Consider the following 24622-nt stretch of genomic DNA (forward strand, 5'->3'; position numbering starts at 1 on the left):
AAGCGAAGGCCATGACGACGACCCGCCGCACCCTGCTCGCCGGATCCGCCGCCATCGTCGCCGGGTCGATCATCGAGGCGCCGGCCGTCGCGGCGGCGAAGGCGGTGCCGACGACCGGGGACCCGATCGACCCGATCGCGCACCTGCTGCGCCGCGCCACCTTCGGCGCCACCCCGCAGTCGCTCGCCGAGGCCCGCAAGCTCGGCGCCGCGAAGTGGCTCGACCGCCAGCTGCAGCCCGCGACGATCGACGACGCGGCCTGCGACCGGCTGCTGCGGCGTCTCCCCCAGGCGCACGCCGCCCCGGCCGCGGTCCGCGCCGCGCTGCCGAAGCACTCCTACGACGGCTTCCGCCAGCTCGGCCAGGCGATCATCGCCCGGGCCGCGTGGAGCGAGCGGCAGCTGTTCGAGACGGTGGCCGGGTTCTGGGCCAACCACCTGCACATCGCCGCGCCGAGCAGCGGCGTCTGGGACACCCGCGGCGACTTCGACGCGCAGGTGATCCGCAAGCACACCTTCGGCCGGTTCGCCGACATGCTCAAGGACGCCGCCCGGCACCCGGCCATGCTCACCTACCTGGACCAGCGCTCGTCGACCAAGGCGCACCCGAACGAGAACTACGCCCGGGAGCTGATGGAGCTGCACACCGTCGGCCTGGTCTACGACGAGTCCGACGTGCAGGACGCCGCCCGCCTGCTGACCGGGATGACGGTGAGCAAGGCCGGCAATTACGTGTACGACGCGTCGAAGCACGCCACCGGCCCGGTCGACATCCTGGGTTTCCGGCACGCCAACCCGGCCGCCGACGGCGAGACCGCGGCGCTGGCCTTCCTCGACCACCTGGCCCGGCACCCGAGGACCGCCGAGCTGCTGGCCCGCAAGCTGTGCGTCCGGTTCGTCGCCGACGTGCCGCCGGCCGCGCTGGTCACCCGCCTGGCCAAGATCTACCTGGACAACGGCACCGCCATCGTCCCGGTGCTGCGCGCCCTGTTCACCTCGCCGGAGTTCGCCGCCTCGGCCGGGCAGAAGGTCCGCACCCCGTTCGAGGACCTGGTCGCCGCGGTCCGCGTCCTGGGTCTGCAGCCGGACAAGGACGCGACCCTGGGGCTCAGCGCGCTCCACGACATCCTGGTCGCCGCCGGGAACGCGCCGCTGCGCTGGGCGCCGCCGAACGGCTTCCCGGACGTCGCGGCGGCCTGGGCCTCGCCGTCCGCCTTCCTGATGCGCTGCAACCTGCACCTGAACCTGGCCGCCGGCTGGTACCCGAAGCAGCTGACCCGCCCGGCCGACCTGCTGACGTCGCTGGTCCCGGCGATGCCGGCGACCTACGGCGGGCTGGTCGACGCGCTCGCCACCCGGCTGGTCGGGACGAGGCTGCCGGCCGCGCACACCGCCGCCGTGCTCAGCGTCGCCGGAAAGCTGCCGACCAGTGCTGTCGACAAGAACGTCGCGGGCCACGCCCCCTACCTGATCGCGCTCGTGCTCGACTCGCCGTCCTTCCAGCTGAGGTGATCATGAAGACCGAACCCTGCTGCCCCGAGCTGTCCCGCCGCACGGTGCTCGGCGCCGCGCTGACCGGCCTGGCCGGCGCCGCGCTGAGCACCCGGATGGCGTTCGCCGCCGAGGGACCGGCCTACACCGGCGACACCCTGGTGGTGATCTCGCTGCGCGGTGGCTTCGACGGACTGTCGGCGATCGCCCCGATCGGCGATGCCGCCTACTACCAGGCACGGCCGGCTATCGGCGTACCGAAGAATCTGGTGATCGGCGGTGACGGGACCTTCGGTCTGCACCCGGCGCTCGCCCCGGTCCTGCCGCTCTGGACGAGCGGGAAGCTGGCGGCGGTGCACGCGGTCGGGCAGCCGAACCCGACCCGGTCGCACTTCGCCGCGATGGAGGCGATGGAGAACGCCGCGCCGGGCACCTCGCTGCGCAGCGGCTGGCTGGACCGGATGCTCGGGCTGACCGGCGCGACCGCGCCGCTGGCCGGGGTGTCGCTGGGTCACGCGATGCCGGCCCGGCTGATGCTCGGTGGCGCCGACGACGTGGCGATGACCGGCATCGACGACTTCACCCTGGCCGGTGACGGGAAGCGGCCGATCGCGGCGGCGCTGCGCGCGATGTATGCCGACGCGCCCGCCACGCTGTCCGCTCCGGCCCGGTCCGCCGACCGCGCGCTGACCGCGACCAACAAGATCAAGGCTTCCGGGTACGCCGCCGCGGCCGAGTATCCGGGCACCGAGCTGGGCGCCGCCCTGCGTGACGTGGCCCGGCTGATCAAGTCGAAGGCCGGCCTGGTCACCGCGGCCGTCGACTGCGGCGACTGGGACATGCACGAGGGTCTCGGCACGGCCGTCAAGGGCCAGCGGATGTTCGACAACCTGACCGATCTCGCCCAGGCGCTGGCCGCCTTCGCCACCGACCTGGGCGACGGGCTGGCCACCGTCACCGTGCTGACCATCAGCGAGTTCGGCCGGCGGGTGCAGGAGAACGCGTCGCGCGGCGCCGACCACGGGCACGGCAACGCGATGCTGCTGCTCGGCGGCGGGATCCGGGGCGGAAAGGTGTACGCGAACTGGCCCGGCCTGTCCCCCGGCGCGCTGGTCGCCGGCGACCTGGCGGCGACCACCGACTACCGCTCGGTGATCGGCGAGATCCTGCAGAAGCGCTGCGGGTTCGGCGCCCTCGACGGGGTGTTCCCGGGCGTGCGTCCGAGCACCTTCGGGCTGGCCGCGGCGAGATAGCGGAAAGGGGGCCGGTGACCCGGCCCCCTTCCTCGCGACGAGCTGCCTACCTGGCGCCCGCGGTGCGGCGCTTCGACCAGACGTCGAAGGCGACCGCGGCGAGCAGGACCGCGCCCTTGACGAACATGACCGTCTCCGGCTGCCAGCCGAGCAGGCCGGCGCCGTTGTTGATGACACCCATGATCAGACCACCGGTGATCGCGCCGACCACCTTGCCGACGCCGCCCTGCACCGCGGCGCCGCCGATGAAGGCGGCCGCGATGGCGTCCAGCTCGAAGCTGTTGCCGGCGGTCGGGCCGGCCAGGTTGAGGCGGCCGGAGAGGATGATGCCGGCGATCGCCGACAGCACGCCCATGTTGACGAACAGCCAGAAGACGACCGACTTGACCTTGACGCCGGAGAGCGTGGCGGCCTGCAGGTTGCCACCGACGGCGTAGATCTGGCGGCCGAAGACGGCCCGGTTGGTGACCGCGGTGTAGCCGACGATCAGCACGGCGAGCAGCACCAGGACCCACGGCAGGTTGCGGAACCGGGCGAGCTGCACGACCAGGAACATCACCAGGATGGCCGGGACGGCGACCTTGGTGATGAACAGCCACATCGGGTCGACGCTCTGGTGGTAGCGGATCCGCGCGGAGCGGGAGCGCCACTGCACGACCACCATGCCGACCACGACCAGCAGGCCGACGATGATGCTGAACGCGTCGGCGCCGCCCAGCGGGCCGAGCGCGATGTTCTTCAGGAAGCCGGGGGTGAAGCCGTTGGCCAGGGTGCGGATCTCGTCCGGGAACGGGCCGATGCCCTGGTTGCCGAGGATCTTGTAGGTGACGGCACGGAACAGCAGCATGCCGGCCAGGGTCACGATGAAGGCGGGAATGCCGAAGTACGCCACCCAGTAGCCCTGCCAGGCGCCGACCAGCGCGCCGAAGATCAGCGTCGCGATGATCGCGACCGGCCAGGGCAGGTCCCAGTTCACCATCATCACCGCGGCGAACGCGCCGGACGCGGCCACCACCGACCCCACCGACAGGTCGATGTGCCCGGCGATGATGATCAGCACCATGCCGATCGCCAGCACCAGGATGTACGAGTACTGGACGATGATGTTGCTGAGGTTCTGCGGGGCGAGCAGGTCACCGCCGGTCAGCGCCGTGAAGATCACGATGGTGGCCGCGAGGGCGATGTAGATGCCGCTCTGCTTCAGGTCAAAGTTGATCTTCCGCGGCGCCTGGTCCTGGGCACCGGCCGGTCCCTTGTCAATGGACAGATCGGCGTTGGTGGGTGCGACGGTCACGGCGCCACCTCCTGTTCTTCCTTCGTCATCAGAGTCATCAGACTCTCCTGGGTGGCCTCGGCGCGCGGCACCTCGCCGGTGATCCGGCCGGCCGAGAGGGTGTAGATACGGTCACAGATCCCGAGCAGCTCGGGCAGCTCGGACGAGATGACCAGGATGGCCTTCCCCTCGTCGGCGAGCCGGTTGATGATCGTATAGATCTCGTACTTCGCGCCGACGTCGATGCCGCGGGTGGGCTCGTCCAGGATCAGCACGTCCGGATCCGTGAAGATCCACTTGGACAGCACGACCTTCTGCTGGTTGCCGCCGGAGAGCTTGCCGACGACCGCCTCGACGCTCGGCGCCTTGATGTTCATGCTGCCGCGGAACTCGTCGGCGACCTTGCGCTCCTCGTTGCCGTCGACCCAGCCGCCCTTGGCGAGCTTGGTCAGGCCGGCCGCGGAGACGTTGCGCTTGATGTCCTCGATCAGGTTGAGGCCGTACCGCTTGCGGTCCTCGGTGGCGTACGCGATGCCGTGGTCGATCGCCTCGCGCACGGTCCGGGCCTGGATCTCCCGGCCGTCCTTGATCAGCTTGCCGGAGATGTTCACGCCGTACGAGCGGCCGAAGACGCTCATCGCCAGCTCGGTGCGGCCGGCGCCCATCAGGCCGGCCAGCCCGACGATCTCGCCCCGGCGCAGCGTCAGGTTCGCGTTGCGGACCAGCGCGCGGTCGGCCTGGGTCGGGCTGTAGACGGTCCAGTCCTCGATCCGCAGGACCTCTTCGCCGATCTTCGGCTCGTGGTCCGGGTACCGGTTCTCCAGGCTCCGGCCGACCATCCCCGCGATGATCTTCTCCTCGGTGAGGTTCTCGATCTCGTCGGTCCAGATGGTCTTGCCGTCACGCAGAATGGTGACCCGATCCGAGATCTTCATCACCTCGTTGAGTTTGTGCGAGATGATGACGCAGGTGATGCCTTCGTCACGGAGACCACGGAGCAGACCGAGCAGGTGCTCCGAGTCGGCGTCGTTGAGCGCGGCGGTGGGCTCGTCCAGGATCAGCAGCTTGACGTCCTTGGAGAGCGCCTTGGCGATCTCCACCAGCTGCTGCTTGCCGACGCCGAGTTCGATCACCGGGGTGACCGCGCTCTCGTTCAGGCCGACCCGGCGCAGCAACTCGTCTGCCGCCGCGTTGGTCGCGTGCCAGTTGATCCAGCCACGCTTGGCGCGCTCGTTGCCGAGGAAGATGTTCTCCGCGATCGAGAGGTTCGAGGCGAGCGCCAGCTCCTGGTGGATGATGACGATGCCCCGGTGCTCGCTGTCGCGGATGCCGGAGAAGTGGCAGGGCTCGCCCTCGAACTCGATCTCGCCCTCGTAGGTGCCGTGCGGGTAGACCCCGGAGAGCACCTTCATCAGGGTCGACTTGCCGGCCCCGTTCTCCCCGCAGATGGCGAGGATCTCGCCCCTGCGTACCTCCAGGCTGACGTCCTGCAGCGCCTTGACGCCCGGGAACGTCTTGGTGATGCCGTTCATCCGCAGGATCGTGTCGGTCATGCAGACCCTCCTATGGGCCGACGAAGCCCGCGCCCCGCCCGCGGGGGGGGCGGGCGGGGCGCGGTACTCGAATCACTTCAGCTGGTCGGCCTTGTAGTAGCCGCTGTCGACGAGCTCCTTCTGGTAGTTGCTCTTGTCGACGATCACCGACTGCAGCAGCTGGGCCGGGACGACCTTCTTGCCGTTGTCGTAGTCGGTGGTGTTGTTCGTGGTCGGGGTCTGGCCCTTGAGGATGGCGTCGGCCATCTCACCGGTCACCTTGGCCAGCTGGCGGGTGTCCTTGTAGATGGTCGAGTACTGCTCGCCCTTGATGATCGACTTGGTGGAGGCCAGCTCGGCGTCCTGACCGGTGACGATCGGGTACTTGCCGTCGGTGCCGTAACCACCCGACTTCAGCGCCGACAGGATGCCGATCGAGATGCCGTCGTAGGGCGAGAGGATGCCGTTGACCTTGACACCACCCTTGTAGGTGGAGGTCAGCAGGTTCTCCATGCGCTTCTGCGCGGTCTCCGGGTCCCAGCGCAGGGTGGAGACCGTCTTGAAGTCCTTCTGACCCGACTTGACGACCAGCGTGCCGTCCTTGATGTACGGGTCGAGGATGCTCATCGCGCCGTTGAAGAAGAACGTCGCGTTGTTGTCGTCCGGCGAGCCGGCGAACAGCTCGATGTTGAACGGGCCCTTCGCGTCACCCTTGCTGCCGTCCGCCTTGAGCACGCCCAGACCGGTCAGCAGCGAGGTGGCCTGCTGCACACCGACCTTGAAGTTGTCGAAGGTGGCGTAGTAGTCGACGGTCGCGCTGTCCCGGATCAGCCGGTCGTAGGCGATCACCGGGATCTTCGCGGCCTCGGCGTTGTCCAGCTGCGAGGAGAGCGTGGTGCCGTCGATCGACGCGATGATCAGCAGCTTGGCGCCCTTGGTGATCTGGCTGTCCAGCTGCTGCGTCTGGGTCGGGATGTCGTTCTCGGCGTACTGCAGGTCGACCTTGTAGCCCAGGCCCTCGAGCTGCGACTTGAGGTTGTCGCCGTCGTGGATCCAGCGCTCCGACGACTTGGTCGGCATGGTGATGCCGATCAGGGCGCCGGCGGCGCTGCCGCCGCCGGCCGCCTCCTTGTCGGTGGTCTTCTCGGCGTCACCGCAGGCAGCCATGGTGGTCACCAGGGTGGCAGCGGCGAACGCTGCCGCAAGCCGGGTGTATTTCACGGTGATTCTCCTCTTTGAGAGCGGTGTTACAGGGGGCGGGCCAGACGGTGGTACGCCTGGTTCCACCGCACTCGATCGGCGAAGTCGTCGGTCGTCGTGCGGTCTTCGATGAGCAGCAGCTCGGTCTGGGCCATCGTCGCGAAGTCCCGCAGGACCTCGGCGCCGACGGCCTGGGTGAGGACGGTGTGGTGCGGACCGCCCGCGGTGAGCCAGCACTCGGCCGAAGTCGACAGCGACGGCGCAGGCTTCCACACCGCCCGGGCGACTGGCAAATTGGGCAACGGCTCGTCCGGCGTGACCACCTCGATGACGTTCGCCACCAGGCGGAACCGGTCACCGAGGTCGGCGAGACCGATCACCACGCCCGGGCCGGGCGCGGCGTCGAACACCATCCGGACCGGGTCCTCCCGGCCGCCGATGCCCAGGGGGTGAATCTCGACACGAGGCCGCCCGGACGCGATGGTCGGGCAGACCTCGAGCATGTGCGCACCGAGGATCTTCGGCTCGCCGGGCCCGAAGTGGTACGTGTAGTCCTCCATGAACGAGGTGCCCCGGTCGGAGCCCGCGCCCATCGCCTTCACGGCGGCCAGCAGCGCGGAGGTCTTCCAGTCGCCCTCGCCGCCGAAGCCGTACCCGTCGGCCATCAGCCGCTGCACGGCCAGGCCGGGCAGCTGGCGGAGACCGCCGAGGTCCTCGAAGTTGGTGGTGAAGGCGCCGAAGCCGCCCTCGGTCAGGAACTGTCGCAGGCCGGCCTCGATCCGGGCGCCGTAGCGCAGCGAGTCGTGGCGCGCGCCACCTTTCGCCAGCTCCGGGTCCAGCTCGTAGAGGTCGGCGTACTCGGTCACCAGGTCGTCGACGGTCTTCTCGTCCACCGCGTCGACCACCGCGACCAGATCGTTCACGCCGTAGGTGTTGACCGACACACCGAAGCGCAGCTCGGCCTCGACCTTGTCGCCCTCGGTGACCGCCACGTCGCGCATGTTGTCGCCGAAGCGGGCCAGCCGCAGGGTGCGCAGCCGCTGCAGACCGGCCGCCGCCTTGGCCCAGCCGTCGATCCGGGCGGCCACCGCCGGGTCGGACACGTGCCCGGCCACCGTCTTGCGCGGCACGCCCAGCCGCGCCTGGATGAACCCGAACTCGCGGTCGCCGTGCGCGGCCTGGTTGAGGTTCATGAAGTCCATGTCGATGGACTCCCAGGGCAGCGAGATGTTGTGCTGCGTGTGCAGGTGCAGCAGCGGCTTGCGCAGCGCGTCCAGGCCGGAGATCCACATCTTGGCCGGCGAGAACGTGTGCATCCAGGCGATCACGCCGATCACCCGCGGATCCGCGTTCGCGTCCAGCATCACCTGCTTGATCGCGCCCGAGTCGGTGAGCACCGGCCGGCTGACCAGCTCGGCGCCCAGGCCGGCCGCCAGGGTGCGCTGGATCTCAGCGGACTGGTCGGCCACCTGCTGGAGCGTCTCCGGCCCGTACAGGTGCTGGCTGCCGGTGAGAAACCAGATCTGCGGTTTCATCGTGTGTCCTTAGGTGTTGATGGTGGTGCTGTTACCGGCTGTGGTCACGCGGCGCCGGCCGGCGATCTTTCACCCGAACCAATTTTGCGGCACCGGGCACCCGGTATAGAGCTCGTTGAGGATCTTGGCCGCTTCCGGGGCACCCCGATCGCCACCGAGCGACCGCTCAGGCCGGCCCGGAGGACGCCGATCTGAGGCGTCGCGCCCGGCACGAACGGCATGGGATCACCTCCACGGGGGGAGCCGGTCGGTGGCCACGGCCACACCCGGCGGGAGAATCCCAGTGTTATCGCTAACAAAACCTGTGTCAACGGCTCTCGGCAACAAGCCGGTAACGGCCGCTTAACGGCGGCCGTTACCGCGATCAGGCCGGCGGAGCAACGCTCTCACGGACCACCAATTGTGCCGGAACGATCACCGTGTCGGCGGCGCCCGCGTCTTCTTTCATCTGACCGAGCAGCAGGGTCAGCGCGGCCCGGGCCACGTCGCCGAAGGACTGGCGCACCGTGGTCAGCGGCGGGATGAAGAACGCCGCCTCGGGCACGTCGTCGAACCCGATCACGCTGACGTCGTGCGGCACCCGGCGGCCGCGCTCGTGCAGCGCCCGCAGCACGCCCAGGGCCAGGTGGTCGTTGGCCGCGAAGACCGCGGTGACCTCCGGCATCCGGGCCAGCATCTGCCCGGCCCGGTAGCCCTCGGCGGCCGACCAGTCGGCGCTGAGCAGCGGCGGGACCTCCCGGCCGGCCTCCTGAAGCGTCTGCCGCCAGCCCTGGATCCGGCCGGCCGAGTCGAACCAGTCGGTCGGCCCGGAGACGTGCCAGACCGTCTCGTGCCCGGCCTCCAGCAGGTGCTGGACCGCGGCCCGGGCGCCGGCCACCTGGTCGACGGTGACCAGCGAGCGCCCGGCCGCCGGGTCGCCGTCGATGAACACCACCGGCACCTCGGCCGGGATCTCGGCCAGCGCCTCGGTGGCCGACGCCACCTGGGCGATCACCACCAGGCCGGCCACCCGCTGGTCCAGGTGCCGCTCGACCACCGCGGAGATCGAGTCCCGGTCCAGCTCCCGGACGCTGCCCACGCTGACCGCGAAACCGGCGTCCGCCGCGGCCTGCTCGAACTCGGTGAGCATCGAGGCCGGGCCGTACAGCATGCTGTTGCGGGCCACCACGCCGATCAGCTGGGACCGGCCGGTGACCAGGGCACGAGCCGCCCGGTTCGGCCGGTAGCCGAGCTCGGCGATGGCCGCCCGGACCCGGATCCGGGTCTGCTCCTTGACGTTCGGATGATCGTTGAGCACACGTGAGACGGTCTGGTGGGAAACCCCGGCCAGTCGTGCCACGTCCGTCATCGCCGGGGAACGGGATCCCTTGGTCTCCACTTGCGCACCTCGCCAGGTCCAGATCTGATGGAGCTTAGCGGCAGGCCGCGCATCTCCCGTGTGGGAATGTTATCGATAACAATGCCTGCCCCGCGAGCCCCGCGCGGCCGGTACCGCCGGAGCCGTACTCTCAGCAGCGATGGACGCGACACCCACGATCAGCAGCCACGTCGTGCTCAGCTCAGCGGGCGACGAAGGATTCACCTCCCTGCGCCGGCCCGCACGGCCGCGCGCCGAACGATACGAGATCGGCCGGTCACTGCGCGAGCGGTCCCCCCGCTCGGACATGGCGCACTGGCAGCCGCCCGCCGACCGGCCCGATCCGGTGCGCCAGGTGGTGGCCTCGCACGAGGGCCGGCTGCCCTGGCTCGTCCCGGTCCGGATCGGCCGCATGATCGCCAATCCGTACGCGTTCCTGAGGGGAACCGCCGGCCTGATGGCCGACGACTTCGCCGGCCTGCCGCACACCGGCATCACTCCGGTCATCTGCGGCGACGCCCACCTGGGCAACTTCGGCTTCTACGCCAGCCCGGAGCGCGAGCTGGTCTTCGACCTCAACGACTTCGACGAGGCGCACCCCGGCCCGTGGGAGTGGGACCTGCGCCGCCTGGTGGTCAGCGTGCACGTGGCCGGCCGGGTCAACGGCTTCCGGGAGAGCGCCTGCGCCGAGGCGGTGCAGCACTGTGTCGAGGAGTACCGGGAGCAGATCGCCCAGCTGTCCGAGCGGCCGCTGCTGGCCCGCTCGTTCGACCAGCTCGACGTCGACGCGATGCGCTCGCAGGCGAGCCGGGGCAGCTTCCGCGACGAGATCGAGCGGGCCGCCCGGCGGGCCCGCCGGCGCACCAGTGACCGGGCGCTGCCCCGGTTCACCGAGCAGCGCGACGGCACCCGCCGGCTGGTCGAGCAGCCGCCGGTGATCACCCGGCCCTCGGACGACGACCGGGAGCTGCTCGAGCAGGCGCTGGACGGCTACCTGACCACGCTCAAGCCGCACTGGGCGCGGATCCTCGGCGGCTACCGGATCGTGGACGTGGCACACAAGGTGGTCGGCGTCGGCTCGGTCGGGCTGCGCGCCTACGTGGCGCTGTGCGAGGGCAGCGATCCGGACGACGTGGTGTTCCTGCAGCTCAAGCAGGCCCGCCGCTCGGTGATCGCCAAGCACCAGCACGGTGACCTGGCCTGGCACCGGCACCAGGGCCAGCGGGTGGTGGAGTACCAGCAGGCCCTGCAGACGGTCAGCGACCCGCTGCTGGGCTGGACCACGGTCGGCGACCACCAGTACTACGTGCGCCAGTTCCGGGACATGAAGGGCGCGATCGTGGTCGAGGACATCAACGCCGGCGCGCTCGCCGACTACGCCGGGGTCTGCGGCTTCCTGCTGGCCAAGTCGCACGCCCGGACCAGCGGCGCGTCGATGATCGCCGGGTACGTGGGCAGCGGCGACAAGCTGGACGAGTCGCTGGCCCGGTTCGCCCGGCTCTACGCCGACCAGGTGGAGAAGGACCACGCGGCGCTGGTCGCCGCGGTGCGGACCGGCGAATTGGAGGCGGAGACGGCATGAGCGGCGTGATCAGCTTGGACTCGGCGGCGTTGCGCGAGTTCTGGACCGAGCGGCACCTGTGCACGCTGACCACGCTGCGGGCCGACGGCTCGCCGCACGTGGTCGCGGTCGGCGCCACCCTCGACCCGGTCGCCGGCGTCGCCCGGGTGATCACCTCCGGCGGCTCGGCCAAGGTCCGGCACGTGCGGCGCGGCCAGCAGCGGGTGGCGATCTGCCAGGTCGACGGGCGGCGCTGGAGCACCGTGGAGGGCTTCGCGGTGATCCGCGACGACCCGGACGCGGTCGCCGAGGCGGAGCGCCGGTACGCCGAGCGTTACCGCACGCCCCGGCCCAACCCGGCGCGGGTGGTCATCGAGGTCAAGGTGACCCGGGTGCTCGGCTCCGCCTCGCTGACCGGCTGACCGCGACGCCGGCGGACCAGCCGGCGCAGCTGCCGGACCCCCAGATAGGCCAGGTAGCAGGTGACCAGCGGCGCGCCCGGGAACTTCAGGTGCCGGACCAGCCCGGAGCCGTCCGGCAGCACGGTGAAGGCCGCCACGATCGCGATCAGCATCACCGCCCGGACCCGGACCGCGGTGGCCGCCAGCAGGGTCAGCGGCCACAGCGTGTACCAGGGCAGGAAGACCGGGGCCAGGGCGACCGTGGCGACCATCGCCGCGGCCGCCCCGGTCAGCGCGGCCCGGACCGGGTCGGTCCGGTTCCGCAGCGCCCGCACCCAGATCACCACCAGCACCACGGCCAGCAGCACGAAGGCGACCGACCGGACCGCCGGCACCGCGTCGAACCCCTTGTCGACGAGCTGCCCGGCATAGGTGACGGTCATCCCGACCGCGGTCGGCATCGAGCTGAACTGGACCAGCGCCTCGCTGTCCTTCAGCCCGGCCACCCAGCCCAGGTCGAGGCCGGCCAGCAGGGTGATCCCGGCCAGCGTGGCCGCCCCCGCGGCAGCCACCCCCACCGTGCCGGCCACCAGGTCACGCAGGCCGATCCGCCGGTGCACGGCCTGGGTCCCGGCCACGATCAGCACCGCGAACGGAACCGCGATCAGCGCGCTCGCCTTCACCGCGACCGCGGCGCCGAGCAGCACGCCGCCGGCCACCGTCGCCACCGGCCGCCGCGGGAACCGGACCAGCACCGCCAGGCCGGCCACCATCAGGCCGAGCATCATCGCGTCGTTGTGCGGGCCGCCCAGCAGGTGCGCGCCGATCAGCGGGCCGGCCAGCGCCAGCCACAGCGCCCGGGCCGGCGCCACCCCGCAGCGCCGGGCCAGCACCGGCAGCCCGGCCGCGACGGCCAGCACCCCGGCCAGCGCGGCCAGCCGGAACAGCACCAGCGGCAGCAGCAGCGAGCCGAGCTGCGGGGGCAGCGCGTCGACGATCGCCGGCAGCGGCGGCAGCGCCTGACCGGCCACCACGATCAGCGCGGCGAGCAGGACGAACAGCGGACCGTACGGGGTCACGGTGTCCTGCCAGATCGGCGGCACCGCGCCCAGCCAGGTGCAGGGCAGCGTCTCCGCGGTCGCCGTGTACGGGCTCAGGCCCCGCGCGTAGAGCTCGCCCTGGCAGTTGTACGAGTAGAAGTCCCGGCTGCCGAGCGGCGGCAGGACGAGGAACGGCGCGGTCCACAGGGCGATGGTGCCGAGCGTCCAGCGCACGCTGTGCTCCCGGTCCCGGCCGGCCCACCAGGCGTAACCCATCAGCGCGGTGCCGGCCAGCCACAGCAGGATCACCAGCGCGTCGTGGTTCCCCGAGGCGGGCAGCGCGCCGCCGCGCATCCCGGCGCCGACCAGCAGCACGGCACCGGAGAAACCGGCCCAGCGCAGGGCCCGGGAGGTTAGCACGGCCCGATGGTCCCGTCGCCGGATGAGCGGCAGACCAGGCCGGGGCGAACGGGAGACGGCCATCCGGTTCGGTGCGAGTTCACCCGGCTCCGATCTGATCGACGGTGACAAATGACTGGCCCCGCTGTCGCCGGGACCGCCCGGCACCCTAGCCGGGGTGGTCAACATCGCGCTGTCCGGTGCGCCGGGCGGGCGGCTGCGGGCGTACCGGAAATCGGGTTTGCGGGGTCTTTCCTGTCGGGGGGTGGTCATAGAGTCGGGGGCATGACGACGCCTGCCGCCGAGAGCGTGCTGCTGCCCGGGCACGACGTGCCGCTGGGGCGCTACACGACGGTTCGCCGCCTGCTGCCGCACCGGGAGCGGCGGATGGTCGGGGCGTGGTGCTTCGTCGACCACTTCGGGCCGGACGACGTGCGCGGCCGCCCCGGCATGCAGGTGCCGCCGCACCCGCACACCGGGCTGCAGACGGTGACCTGGCTGGTCGACGGCGTGATCGAGCACCGGGACAGCCTCGGCAGCCACCAGGTGATCGCACCCGGCCAGCTGAACCTGATGACGTCCGGGCACGGCATCGCGCACTCCGAGTTCACCCCGCCCGACCACCCGGACGCGATGCACGGGCTGCAGCTGTGGGTCGCCCTGCCGGAGCCGGCGCGGCACCGGCCGCCCGCCTTCGAGCACTTCGCCGAGTTGCCGTCGGTCACCGAGGGGCCGGCGACGGTGACCGTGGTGGCCGGCTCGCTCGGGGCGCTGCGCTCGCCGGCGACCGTGCACTCGCCGCTGGTCGGCGCCGAGATCGTTTACACCGGCGCGGCCCGGCAGACCCTGGAGCTGGACCCCACCTTCGAGTACGCGGTGCTGGTCATGTCCGGCGCCGCGGTGGTCGACGGGTCCCCGGTGACCGCGGGGTCGCTGCTCTACCTGGACACCGGGCGGAGTGAGCTGGACATCTCGGTGCTCGCCGCGGCGCGGCTGTTCCTGATCGGCGGGGAGCCGTTCGAGGAGCCGCTGGTGATGTGGTGGAACTTCGTGGGCCGCTCGCACGAGGAGGTGGTGGCGGCCCGGGAGGACTGGATGGCGGGCCGGCGGTTCGGGGCGGTCCGGGGGTGCGACGCCGCTCCGCTGCCGGCGCCGGAGCTGCCGACGGTCCGGCTGAAGGCGCGGGACCGCGGCGGCCGGACCTCCTGAGCCGGGCCGCTGACCCGGCGCCTGCGCGGCGAGCGCTCCCGTCACCGCCGGATCGCCGGCCATCCATGCGCACCGGTCGCACAAAGTGGCGTTGACGGGGTGCCGATCCGGGCGGAAGGTCGAGGAGACGACCACCCGCAGGGCATCCGGAGGGTGCCGTGAACCTATTGGACGCCAGTCGCATCGCCCTCATGATCGCTACGCCGCCGCTGATCATCGCCACGGTCCGGCAGGCGCCGCGATGCTGGCACGCGCTCACCGAGCGGATCCGCGACCGGCAACCGGCCGCACCGCAACCCTCCGGCCTGCCGATCGAGAAACTCGCCGCCGACCTGCGCCGCCTGCTGCACCTGCACGGCGCGCTCACCGCCTCCGCGCGGCCGGCGCTCAGCGCCCACCGGGTCTGGGCGATCGAGGCGGCGATCGGCGCCCGGGCGATCGAGGCGGCCACCGCGCTCGGCGTCCCGCACCCCTGGCCGGACGAGACCGGGCTGCTCACCCGCGCCCAGCTGTCCGCCCTGCTCACCGACCTGGCCGCGGCCGGCCTCGTGCTTCCCGCCCGCACCTGCCCGTTCACCACCGACGGCCGCATCTGACCCTTCCGGTACGCCGCCCCGCTCCCCTGCCCGCCCCACCCCGCCGGGCAGTCCCGGCTTCAGGCGGTCCCGCGGCTGACGGTCCCGGCTGGCTCTCACGGGTGCCTCCGCCTGGCGGAGGCACCCGTGAGAGCCAGCCAGGGGTGGGACGCGCGCAACGGTCCGGGGGGCACGGCGGTCTGGCGGCGTACCGAAAAGGGAAGAGGCGCACGGAAAAAGGAAGAGGCGTGTCGAAAACGGAAGAGGTGGGTCGGATCGGGAAGACAAGAACGGCGGCGGGAAGGATCCCGCCGCCGTCTCTCGTCCCGGCCTGGTGTGCCCTGATCCGCCATGCGCCCAGGATCTCGGGGGGCGGTCCCCTGGGCGGGTCGTTCGAGGGCACGGTAAGCGGCCGCCAAGACTGGGGGGCGACGGCCGCTCGGCCGGGGAGCTGGTGGCGCCGCGCACCCGTCGGTCCGCAGCAGGACGGCCGGTCCTCCGGTGAACCCGCCCCGTCGGGGCGTGTCCTTCGTGGACCCGGCCGCACAACAACCGTGCCAGGGTCACCCCCCTTGATCCGCAGAATGCAAGCGTGCGCTTCGCCACACTTCCGTCACACGATCAGGGTCGCCCGCAAGTTCGTAGGTTTCCTGAGAGGGAGCTTAAGAAATGCTTAATTCGATCATCCGGCCGTTTCCGGGAACCAATGATCCTCGTTGATCCGGGCAGATCCACCCGCCGGCCACCGGGAACCCGGCATATTCACTGCTCACCACATTGAACCCGGAGCGACCGGCGGACGTATCCAGTGGTGACCGAGTACACCCGGCGGGCTGCGGCGCCGGGTCGGTCACCGGCCGCGGCGTCCTCGCGAGTCCGGGATGGGGGACCCGCAGGGCGGTGGCGCACCACGCAAATCCGTGATTAACCTTCCACATCCACCACGTGGCAGGCGGTTGATCCGGCGCGCGAGGGGCGAGCACCGGGGGCGCGGAGGTGGTCCAGGGTGAGGACGGTGGCACATATGCGGCGACGGGGCGGTGGGACATTCCCCAGCCGTAACGGAGCCGCGTCATGAGCTTCGAGGACGACGAGTACTGGGACGAGGAGTACAACGAATACTCCTTCATGCCGAAGCATGCCGTGGTCCAGCAGCGCCATTACGAGAAACGGACGGCGCCGGACCCGGTCATCCCCACTCGCCGCTCGCATGCCGAGGGTGACGACATGGCCCCGCGCCGTGGCCGACGGGCACCCGAGAAAGCGGACGCCCCGTTCGACGACCAGCGCCCCAGCTGGCTCTCCGACCCGGATTTCGTGCCGATCGACACCTCGGTCGACAACCTTTCCGGGAACTATTTCGACGATATCGACTTCAACCGCCCGGAATTGGGCGTGGACTTCGACAAGCCGGACTTCCCGATCGTGGACCCGGCCGCGATGCAGAACCCGGAGCGCCGGCGCCGTCCGCAGGGCGACGACTCCGGGCGGGCGGCGCGGCCCGCGGATCGGTACGGGGTCCGCCGGGACGGCCCGGACCGCAGGGACGGCCGAGATGGCCGGGATGGCCGGGGGCGGCCCCGGGACGCGGAGGAGCGCCGGGACGGTGGCCGGCGGCGGCCCGCCGAGGAACGCTGGGCCGAGGACCGGCGCCGGGAGGACGGCGGGCCTCGGCGGCGGCCGGCACCCGAGCCGTCGGTGCGCTGGGACGACGAGCGGCGCGGGCCGGTGGGCCGGCGTGGGGTGGCCGAGGAGCGCGGGTTCGTCGACGAGCGCGGGCGCGGGGTGGTCTCCCAGCCCTGGGAGGACGAGGACTTCGGGCCGATCCGGCCGGTCGGCGGGCGCCGGCCGCGGCGGGACGACGAGGACGTACGGCGCGGCCCGGCGCGAGGCGGCGAGCGGTCCGGGGTCGCCGGGCGGGCGCAGGTTCCAGGTGCGGACGATCGGTACGACGCGGACGATCGGTACGACGGGCGGGCGCGGGGTCCCGCCGCGGACGACCGGTACGACGGACGGGCGCAGGTCCCGGCCGCGGACGACCGGTACGACGGACGAGCCCAGGTTCCCGCCGCGGACGACCGGTACGACGGACGGGCGCGGCCGCCGGCCGTCGAGGCGGGCCAGGGCCGGGACCAGGACCTGATCCGGAACAACGGGCGTGGCGGCGCTGCGCGTGGCGGCCGGGTTCGGGACGACTCCCGCGGGGACGACCTGGCCCGGAGCAACGGGCGGGGGCGCGGCGACGACCTGCGCTCGTGGGATGACGAGCCGATCGACCCGCGTGCCCGGGACTGGGACGACCTTCCGGCGAACGACGACGACTGGGCGGTGTCCGGCGAGCGTTCCGTCGGCCGTTCCGTTGTCCGGGACGAGCGTTCCGCGGGGCGGGACGACTGGGACGACGACGAGCCGGCGGACATCGACCGGCATGAGCCGGTCGTGCTCGACGGGGAGTACTACGAGACGCCCCCGGATCCGGCCGGCCCGCGCGACGACGACGGCACGCCGCGGGTGCTGCAGCGGGCCGAGCCGCCCGCTCCCCCGAAGGTGATCAGCCGCGCCACTCCCCCGCCCGCGCCGCGGGTCATCAAGAGCGAGCCGCCGGTCGCGCCGCGGGTGGTGGGTTCGGCCCAGCTGACCGGCCCGGCCCGGGTGATCGGTCCGGCCGGCCCGCAGGTCCCGGCCACGCCGCCGGCGGCGGCCGCTTCGGCTTCGCCCGCGGCAGACGCGCGCCCGCAAGGCCCGGCCGTGCCCGAGGTCACCGACCTTTCCGGTACGTCCATCGCCCCTCGCAACGCCCCAGCCTCGAACGAGGTCCCGGCCGACGCGGGACGGCCGGCCTCGGGCCCCGTCCCGGCCGGTTCGGAGACCACGGTCCCGCCCCGGCAACCCGACCCGCAGCGCACCGGATCCGCGCAGCCCAGCGTGCCGCAGCAGGCCGGCGCCCCCGGCCGACCCGGCGGACCGCAGCAGGGCGGCGCTCCAGGGCAATATGGCGGCTCGCAGCACATCGGTGCCCCCGGGCAACTGGGGAGCATCGAGCACGTCGGGGCTCCGGGCCACGCCAGTGGGCCGCAGCAATCGGGTGTTCCGGGACAATTCGGCGGCCCGCAGCAGTCCGGCACCGTCGGCAGCTCACTTCCGAATGGTCAGGTCCCGCCGGCCGGCGACCCCCGCCAGGCCGGTATGGCGGGCGGTGCGTGGGACGGCGGTCCCGGGCGTTCCGGCGTGGGGACCGATCCGAACGGTCAAGTTCCGCCGACCGGCGACCTGCACCAGGCCGGGATGCCGGGTGGTGCCTGGGACGGTGCTCCCGGGCGTTCGGCTGCGACCGCCGATCCGCGGCACGGCGGTATGCCGGGGCAGCCTCCCGCCGGCGAGGCCGGCCGGATCGCGGGCGTGCCACAGCAGCGCTCCGGGCGTAGTCCGCGCACCGCGCACGTCTTCCTCGCCGACGGGGACGGCCCTTGGGCGATCGTGCCCGACGAGGCGCCGCCGATGCCGACGCCGACACACCCCAGCGGGCGGCCGACCACCCCGATGCTGGCCAGCCGGCCGACGGTGCCCATGCCCGGTTCCGGCCTCCCGCCGACCGGCCCCGCTCAGCCAGTCACGCCGCAGCACGGCCTGGTCGCACCCCAGTCCGCGCCGCCCTCCGGGACACCGGTCGCGGCACCGCCCGGCTTTACCGCGCCGCCTTCGGGGCCGCCGGTCACGCCGCAGCACGGCCTGGTCGCGCCTCAGTCCGCGCCGCCCTCCGGGGCACCAGTCGCGGCACCGCCCGGGTTCGGCGCGCCGCCGTCCGGGACACCGGTCGCGGCACCGCCCGGATTTGCCTCGCCGCAGGCCGGAGCACCGGTCACGCCGCAGGGCGGAGCGCCGGTCTCGCCGCCTCCTGGCTTCACCGCGGCCCAGCCCACGGCGGCCTCCGGGACGCCAGTCACTCCGCCGCCCGGCTCGAACGCGCCGCGGTCTGCATCGCAGCCCCGCACGCCGGTCGCGCCGCCGCCCGGCTTCGTCGCGCCGCAATCGGGGCCGCCGGTCGCGCCGCGGCCCGGGTCGATCGCGCCGCAGTCCGCGCCGCCCTCCGCGACGCCGGTCGGGCCGCCGCGCGGGTTCGTCGCTCCGGAGATTGAGACGACCGCCGGAACACCGGTCACGCCGCCGGGCGGGTTCATCGCACCGCAATCCGGGACTTCGGCCGGGCCGGCGCCTGGTTTCATCGCGACGCCGGCCACGCCACCGCACGGCTTCACCGCGTCGCAGCCGGCGACGCCCGCCACGCCGCCGCCCGGATTCAGCGCACCCGGATCTGGGACGCCGGTGACGCCGCCGCCCGGATTCGCCGCGCCCGAGTCGGGAGCGCCGGTCGGACGGCACTCCGGGCAGGGGGCTGGCAGTCCGGCTGTACCGCACCAGGTGCGGCCGGTATCCAGTCCGGCTGGGGCGCCGCATCCCGCTCAGCCGATACCGGCTCCCGGTGGGGCGCCGCACCCCGCTCACCCGATACCGGCTCCGGGTGGGGCGGCAGCGCCTTACCAGGTCGAGCCGGTCTCGACGACCGGCGCGGCGCGGCAGGATCCGCCGGCACCGGTACCTGGGTCGGGCGGGGTGCCGCATGGCGCTCAGCCGATCCCGGGAGCCGGCCACCAGGAACCCGGCGCGAATGGGGCGTCGCACCAGATGCCGCCGGTCCCCGAGTTCGGCACGGGCGGGCCGTCGCAGCCGGGCCAAGCTCCCGGTGGGATGGCGCCTGGGCGGCACCAGCCGTTCGGGCCGCGTCCAGTGCCCAGAGGCGGGCAGCCGAGCGTGCCTTCCAACGGGTCGCCGAGCCCGCAGGTGGGCGCGGCCGGGCAGCCGGGCTCCGCGCCGCAGGCGGACGCCTCTCGGTGGGCGCCGGGTCAGCCGATCACGCAGGCCGCCCAGTGGTCCGCTGCTGGTGACTTCGGCCAGAACGGGCCGGGCCACCCCCAGGCAGCCGCCGACTCGCGGCCCACCTCGCCGGCCGGCCAGTGGTCGCCCACCGCCGGCACCGGGCAGAACATGCCCGGCCAGCCGCAAACGCCCGACCACGCACGGCCCGTCTCACCCGCTGCGCAGTGGTCGCCCACCGCCAGCACCGGCCAGAACATGCCCGGCCAGCCACAGACGCCCGACCACGCACGGCCCGTCTCACCCGCTGCGCAGTGGTCACCCACCGCCGCCACCGGCCAGAACATGCCCGGCCAGCCGCAAACGCCCGACCACGCACGGCCCGTCTCACCCGCTGCGCAGTGGTCGCCCACCGCCGGCACCGGGCAGAGCGTGGCGGGACAGCCGCCGGCGCCCGGGCACGCACGGCCCGTGTCGCCTGCTGGTGAGTGGTCTTCCGCCGCGGCCGGGCCGGGGCAGCCGCCCGGGTTCGAGGGTGGGCAGCCGGTCTCGCCCTCCGGTCAGTTCGGTGGGGCGGACGCCGGGGCGGACGCCGGGGTCCGGCCGGTGTCGCCGGGCTCGCCGGGTGGTCCGGTGCGGGCTCAGGCAGCATTTGAGCAGGATGGGCTTGCCGGGACTGACGACGGGTGGGGGCCGCGGGCTGGGCAGCATGGTGCCGGGTCGGGGCGTCCGGTGTCGCCGGCTGGTGGGCTGGAGCAGTTGGCAGACGGGTCCGGGCGAGCCGCTGGTGGGCCGGGGCAGTCGGCAGCTGGCTGGGAACACTCGACCGCGGGCTGGAACCAAGGGACCGGGAGTGTGGGCGCGCAGGGTGGTTACCCGCGCGGCGACGTGCCTACCGGGGAGCTTCCGCAGGCTGCGAACCGGGGCGGGGACGTACCTACCGGGGAGCTTCCGCAGACTGCGAACCGGGGAGGCGAGGCGCCTACCGGGGAGTTGCCGCAGGTGGCTTCGGCGGACGACGGATGGGGGCCGCGGGCTGGGCATCGGGGTGGGTCGGGGCAGACTCTGCTGCCGACTCCCCGGCCGGGCGGTGTTCCGGGTTCGGAGGCAAGTGCTCCTGCGGCCGGTGGCGGCCGGTCGCAGGACGACATCCGGTCACAAGACGGCAACCGGTCGCAGGACGGCAACTGGTCGCAGCGGAGTTCGGCTGACGGCGGCGCGGCGGCCTCGGTTGCCGGGGCCGGGTCGGCTCCGGATAACGGGAGCGGGTCGGCTCCGGATAACGGGAGCGGGTCGGCTCCGGCCAGCGGGAGCGGAGCGGCTCCGGCTGATGGTGGGGAGCCTGCGCCCTACATGGACGCGGACGGGACCTGGCACAACCTGAAGCCGATCGGGAAGCTGGCGGTTTCCGGGCCGGACCAGGAGCCTCGGCGGTACACCGATACCGCATTCGGCAGCGGATGGTTCGTGGCGAAGACGGCGGCCACCTCCGCGGGCAACGGCGGGGAAGGGTCGCCGGGCGAGGGCTCGAACGAGGATCGGGCGTCGGTTGCGGCCGGTGTTTCGGGAGCAGACGGCATCGCGGTGGGCGACGGGTCGGCGGCGAGCGGTTCCGGGACGGGCAACGCTAAATCCGGGCTGGTGTCGGGCGACGGGTCAGCGGCCGGAACCACCGGCGAGTCGGCGGCGGGAGGCACTGCAGCGGACGGCGGCATGCCCGCGGACGGCGGCATGCCCGCCAACGGCGATATGCCCGCGAACGGCGATATGCCCGCGAACGGCGGCACCTCGGTCACCCCTGGTGACTCTGCGGCTGACGGAGGCTCGGCGACCGGCGATGCTTCCGGGGATGGCTCCGGCGGCGTGTCCGCCGCTGGTGGCGCCTCGGCCGGCGGGGCTGACGGCGGTTCGGCGGCCGCTGATTCCGGCGGGACCGGGCGGGCCGCTGCGGACCGCGGGCCGGCGGCGGCTTCAAACGGGCGGAGTGACGGCGGGCCGGGCGGACGGCGTACCGGAAACGGGGTTGGTCCGGGTGGGGCGCCTCCGCGAGAGGCGAACGATCTGGGGAAGCACCTTCCGCTGTCGGCGGCGGACCTGGACGCCATCCGGTGGCGGCTCGACGGTGGCACGCTGCGCGAGGTGGTCGACGACCGGGACGCGTTGCGGGACCTCGGGGAACGGCTGGACGGGCCGCTCGCCGACGAGGCGGACAACGTGGTCAAGGCGGGGCTGCTCAGTGTTCGGGCGGAGGTGTACCGGCTGCTCGGGGAGCTGGGGATGGCGGCGGCCGCGAGCCGGCTGGCGCTGGCGCACGCCGAATCGGCTCAGGACGAGCAGTCGATGGTGATCGCGCAGGCGGAGCTGGCGCACGTGTTGCGGCTGCGCGGGGACTGGATGGAGGCGGACCGGCTGTTCCAGCGGGCGGTGGACTCCGAGGTTCCGGCGGCGGTGCGCAGCGTGGTGCACGAGAACGCCGGGCGGAGCGCGTTCGATCAGGGGCGGCACATGGAGGCCCTGGATCACTTCGCGCGGGCCATCCGGCTCGGGGCGGCGGACGACTCGGATCTGGTGGAACGGATCGGGGTCTGCCTGGAGGCGGTCTACATCCACGTGCTGCGGGACGGGTGGGGGCCGTATCCGCGCCGGTCCGAGGAGATTCTGGTGCCGCTGAGCGGGCGTAACGCCGACGACGACGGGGCCGGGGAGGACGAGGCCGCGGAGGCGGTGGCGTCCCCGGAGCCGGACGCGTTCGACGAGGCCACCGCGGAGCGGCCGGTGGTGCCGAAGCGGGACTGACCCGTCGGCCGCGACCTGGGCGGACGGCGAGCCGTGGGCCGCGGTGCGGTCGGGAGAGCGGCGGTCTCGCGCGACCGCTGGGCGAGGCTGCCAGTCGTACCGAAAAATGGTTGAACCCGGCATGAAGCGGTCAGTGGCGGGCGGCGGAGGGGGCCGAGGCTTCGCGGGGGACGTGGTCGACGTTGTGGCGGGGCGGGTTCGGGGCGATCGCGGTGCGGCCCCGGCCGCCGGCCTTGGCCTGGTAGAGGGCGGCGTCGGTGACGCGCTGCAGGGCTTCCGGGTCGGCGGCGTGGTAGGGCGCGACGCCGATGCCGATGCTGAGCCGGGGTGGGCCGCCGGGCAGGCCCTCGGTGGCGGCCAGGTGGGCGCGGGCGCGTTCGGTGTAGCGGGAGGCGCCGCGCGGGCCGGCCCGGAGCAGGACCGCGAACTCGTCGCCGCCGAGACGGGCGACCAGGTGTCCGGTGTCCTGGGCGGCGGCTCGCAGGGCGTCGGCCACGGCGCTCAGGGCCCGGTCGCCGGCCGCGTGGCCCCAGGTGTCGTTGATCTGTTTGAAGTGGTCCACGTCGATCAGGATCAGGGCGGCGGAGCCCTCGCCGCGGCCGGCCCGGTCGACCGCCTGGTGCAGGGCCTCGTCGAAGGCGCGGCGGTTGGCGGCGCCGGTCAGCGCGTCCGTGGTGGCCTGGGTCTGCAGGACGGCGCGGAGCCGGTCGTTGCGGGCGTTCAGGGTGATCACCACCCAGGCGGTCATCGCCATCGCCACGGTCATCGCGATCCAGTCGCTGACCGCCCGGGTGGTGTCCAGGAAGCTGAAGACGACCGCGGCTTGGCCGGCGGAGATGCCGGCCACGGTGGCGTAGGCGATCCGGCGGCTGAGGAACGACGCGGCGTAGAGCAGCGGCCACAGGTAGAACAGCTGCGTGCCGGTGGTGGCGTCCCGGGTGGCGAAGTTCAGCCCGGTGATCACCGCGGTGGCCAGGAAGGGGATCGCCGGCCAGAAGAGCGGGGGCAGCATCTCCGGGCGGCGCCAGCAGAGCACTCCGACGGCGAGCAGCGCGGATCCGGTCACGCCGACGCCGACCAGCTGGTGCAGCGGGTCGCCGAGCTTCATCAGGACGCCGGTGACGAGGTTGTACGGCCCGGCCACCAGCATGAGGTAGGCGACGGCACGCTGGGCGCCGTGCTGGTCACGCAGCTGATCGGGCAAAGCGGTCTCCCCTTCCGCCTGATCCTTCGGCTCGGCCGGGCGAGACCTGAGTGTCAGACCGGCACGGTGGTCTCCTCGGGCCGCACGGCGGCCGGGCGGCGGGCCAGCGTCACCCCCAGGCTGGCGAGCGTGACCAGCACCAGCGCGACGATCTCGACCGGGCCGAGCCGCTGCCCGAGGACGAGCAGGCCGGCCAGCGCGGCGGCGGCCGGCTCCAGGCTCATCAGGATGCCGAAGACCCGGGTCGGGATCCGGCGCAGCGCGTTCAGCTCCAGGCCGTACGGGATGACCGAGGAGAGCAGGGCGACCGCGGCCCCGGCGAGCAGCAGGTGCGGGTGGTCGACGACGGCGGCGGCGCCGGACAGGCCGAACGGCGCGACCAGCAGGGCCCCGATGGCGAGCGCCACGGTCAGCCCGCCGGTGCCCGGGATGAGCGCGCCGACCCGGGCGCTGAACACGATGTAGCCGGCCCAGCACAGACCGGCCAGCAGCGCCAGGGCCAGCCCGCTGAGCGGGGCGGCGCCGCCCGAGTGCAGGCCGAGCAGGACCACCCCGGCGCCGGCCAGCAGCGCCCAGAGCAGGTCGAGCAGGCGGCGGGTCTGCACCAGGGCGAGCAGCAGCGGGCCGAGGAACTCGACGGTGACCGCGATGCCCAGCGGGACGGTCCGGATGGCCAGGTAGAAGATCAGGTTCATGGCGCCCATGCAGAGGCCGAGCAGAGCGGCGGCGCGCCAGGCCGCGGCCGTCCAGGTGGTCAGGCGGGGCCGGGTGACCACGGCCAGGACCAGGGCCGCGACGGCCAGGCGCAGGAGCGTGACGCCGGTCGCGCCGAGGTCGTCGAAGAGGCCACGGGCGGTCGCGCTGCCGAACTGGACCGAGGCGATCGCGGCCAGGACGAGCAACGGCGCAGGGACCCGGTTCATGT

At 73.0% G+C, this 24622-nt stretch carries 15 protein-coding genes; 7 read left to right on the forward strand and 8 right to left on the reverse strand.

Translation table 11 applies throughout. The features are described from left to right. Window positions 1-11: 11 nt before the first annotated feature. Together BJY16_RS38695 and BJY16_RS38700 are read left to right on the forward strand one after the other, a co-directional pair. Window positions 12-1511: a DUF1800 domain-containing protein gene (locus BJY16_RS38695; RefSeq protein ID WP_185044488.1), complete on the forward strand. Its 1500-nt coding sequence runs from the start codon at window positions 12-14 to the stop codon at window positions 1509-1511. A 2-nt stretch (window positions 1512-1513) separates the two neighbouring features. Further along, window positions 1514-2743, forward strand: coding sequence for a DUF1501 domain-containing protein (locus tag BJY16_RS38700; protein ID WP_185044489.1), 1230 nt, complete (start codon window positions 1514-1516; stop codon window positions 2741-2743). A gap of 46 nt (window positions 2744-2789) precedes the next feature. Here the strand turns inward: BJY16_RS38700 and mmsB are convergent, their stop codons facing one another. The 5 genes from mmsB to BJY16_RS38725 all read right to left on the reverse strand — a co-directional run bounded on the left by mmsB (window position 2790) and on the right by BJY16_RS38725 (window position 9631). Then, entirely contained in the window at window positions 2790-4037 is a 1248-nt protein-coding gene (gene mmsB, locus BJY16_RS38705) for a multiple monosaccharide ABC transporter permease (RefSeq protein WP_185044490.1), read from the reverse strand. After that, on the reverse strand, window positions 4034-5569 hold the full coding sequence (mmsA, locus tag BJY16_RS38710; RefSeq protein ID WP_185044491.1) for a multiple monosaccharide ABC transporter ATP-binding protein: 1536 nt from the start codon (window positions 5567-5569) through the stop codon (window positions 4034-4036). The genes mmsB and mmsA overlap by 4 nt, the downstream gene beginning before the upstream one ends. A 72-nt stretch (window positions 5570-5641) precedes the next feature. Next, window positions 5642-6769 carry a multiple monosaccharide ABC transporter substrate-binding protein gene (chvE, locus tag BJY16_RS38715; RefSeq protein ID WP_185044492.1) on the reverse strand — a complete coding sequence of 376 codons (1128 nt, stop codon included), beginning with the start codon at window positions 6767-6769 and terminating at the stop codon, window positions 5642-5644. Between the two features lie 26 nt (window positions 6770-6795). Then, complete coding sequence (gene araA / locus BJY16_RS38720) at window positions 6796-8283, reverse strand: L-arabinose isomerase (RefSeq protein ID WP_185044493.1); 1488 nt, start codon at window positions 8281-8283, stop codon at window positions 6796-6798. A gap of 364 nt (window positions 8284-8647) precedes the next feature. Continuing rightward, the gene (locus tag BJY16_RS38725; protein ID WP_185046879.1) at window positions 8648-9631 is read right to left on the reverse strand and encodes a LacI family DNA-binding transcriptional regulator; all 984 of its coding nucleotides are present in this window, start codon (window positions 9629-9631) and stop codon (window positions 8648-8650) included. 169 nt (window positions 9632-9800) lie between these two features. Between BJY16_RS38725 and BJY16_RS38730 the strand changes: the two genes are divergently transcribed. Next, window positions 9801-11222 carry a DUF2252 domain-containing protein gene (locus tag BJY16_RS38730; protein ID WP_185044494.1) on the forward strand — a complete coding sequence of 474 codons (1422 nt, stop codon included), beginning with the start codon at window positions 9801-9803 and terminating at the stop codon, window positions 11220-11222. Next, window positions 11219-11623 (forward strand): PPOX class F420-dependent oxidoreductase, encoded by a 405-nt coding sequence (locus tag BJY16_RS38735; RefSeq protein ID WP_185044495.1) that lies wholly within the window; start codon window positions 11219-11221, stop codon window positions 11621-11623. The genes BJY16_RS38730 and BJY16_RS38735 overlap by 4 nt, the downstream gene beginning before the upstream one ends. On the opposite strand, the gene mptB is transcribed toward BJY16_RS38735, so the two are convergent. Beyond that, entirely contained in the window at window positions 11536-13062 is a 1527-nt protein-coding gene (gene mptB, locus BJY16_RS38740; protein WP_239176916.1) for a polyprenol phosphomannose-dependent alpha 1,6 mannosyltransferase MptB, read from the reverse strand. The genes BJY16_RS38735 and mptB overlap by 88 nt on opposite strands. 264 nt (window positions 13063-13326) lie before the next feature. Between mptB and BJY16_RS38745 the strand changes: the two genes are divergently transcribed. The 3 genes from BJY16_RS38745 to BJY16_RS38755 all read left to right on the forward strand — a co-directional run bounded on the left by BJY16_RS38745 (window position 13327) and on the right by BJY16_RS38755 (window position 22493). Continuing rightward, window positions 13327-14250 carry a pirin family protein gene (locus BJY16_RS38745; RefSeq protein ID WP_185044497.1) on the forward strand — a complete coding sequence of 308 codons (924 nt, stop codon included), beginning with the start codon at window positions 13327-13329 and terminating at the stop codon, window positions 14248-14250. Window positions 14251-14441: 191 nt separating this feature from the next. Next, a complete protein-coding gene (locus BJY16_RS38750; RefSeq protein WP_239176914.1) occupies window positions 14442-14846 on the forward strand; it encodes a hypothetical protein in 405 nt (134 codons plus the stop codon). 1053 nt (window positions 14847-15899) lie between these two features. Beyond that, window positions 15900-22493 (forward strand): hypothetical protein, encoded by a 6594-nt coding sequence (locus BJY16_RS38755; RefSeq protein ID WP_185044498.1) that lies wholly within the window; start codon window positions 15900-15902, stop codon window positions 22491-22493. Window positions 22494-22623: 130 nt separating this feature from the next. On the opposite strand, the gene BJY16_RS38760 is transcribed toward BJY16_RS38755, so the two are convergent. Both BJY16_RS38760 and BJY16_RS38765 read right to left on the reverse strand, forming a co-directional pair. After that, window positions 22624-23697 carry a GGDEF domain-containing protein gene (locus tag BJY16_RS38760; RefSeq protein WP_185044499.1) on the reverse strand — a complete coding sequence of 358 codons (1074 nt, stop codon included), beginning with the start codon at window positions 23695-23697 and terminating at the stop codon, window positions 22624-22626. 53 nt (window positions 23698-23750) lie between these two features. Continuing rightward, window positions 23751-24620, reverse strand: coding sequence for an EamA family transporter (locus BJY16_RS38765; RefSeq protein WP_185044500.1), 870 nt, complete (start codon window positions 24618-24620; stop codon window positions 23751-23753). Between the last annotated feature and the right edge of the window lie 2 nt (window positions 24621-24622).

The organism is Actinoplanes octamycinicus, assembly GCF_014205225.1.
Lineage (GTDB): Bacteria > Actinomycetota > Actinomycetes > Mycobacteriales > Micromonosporaceae > Actinoplanes > Actinoplanes octamycinicus.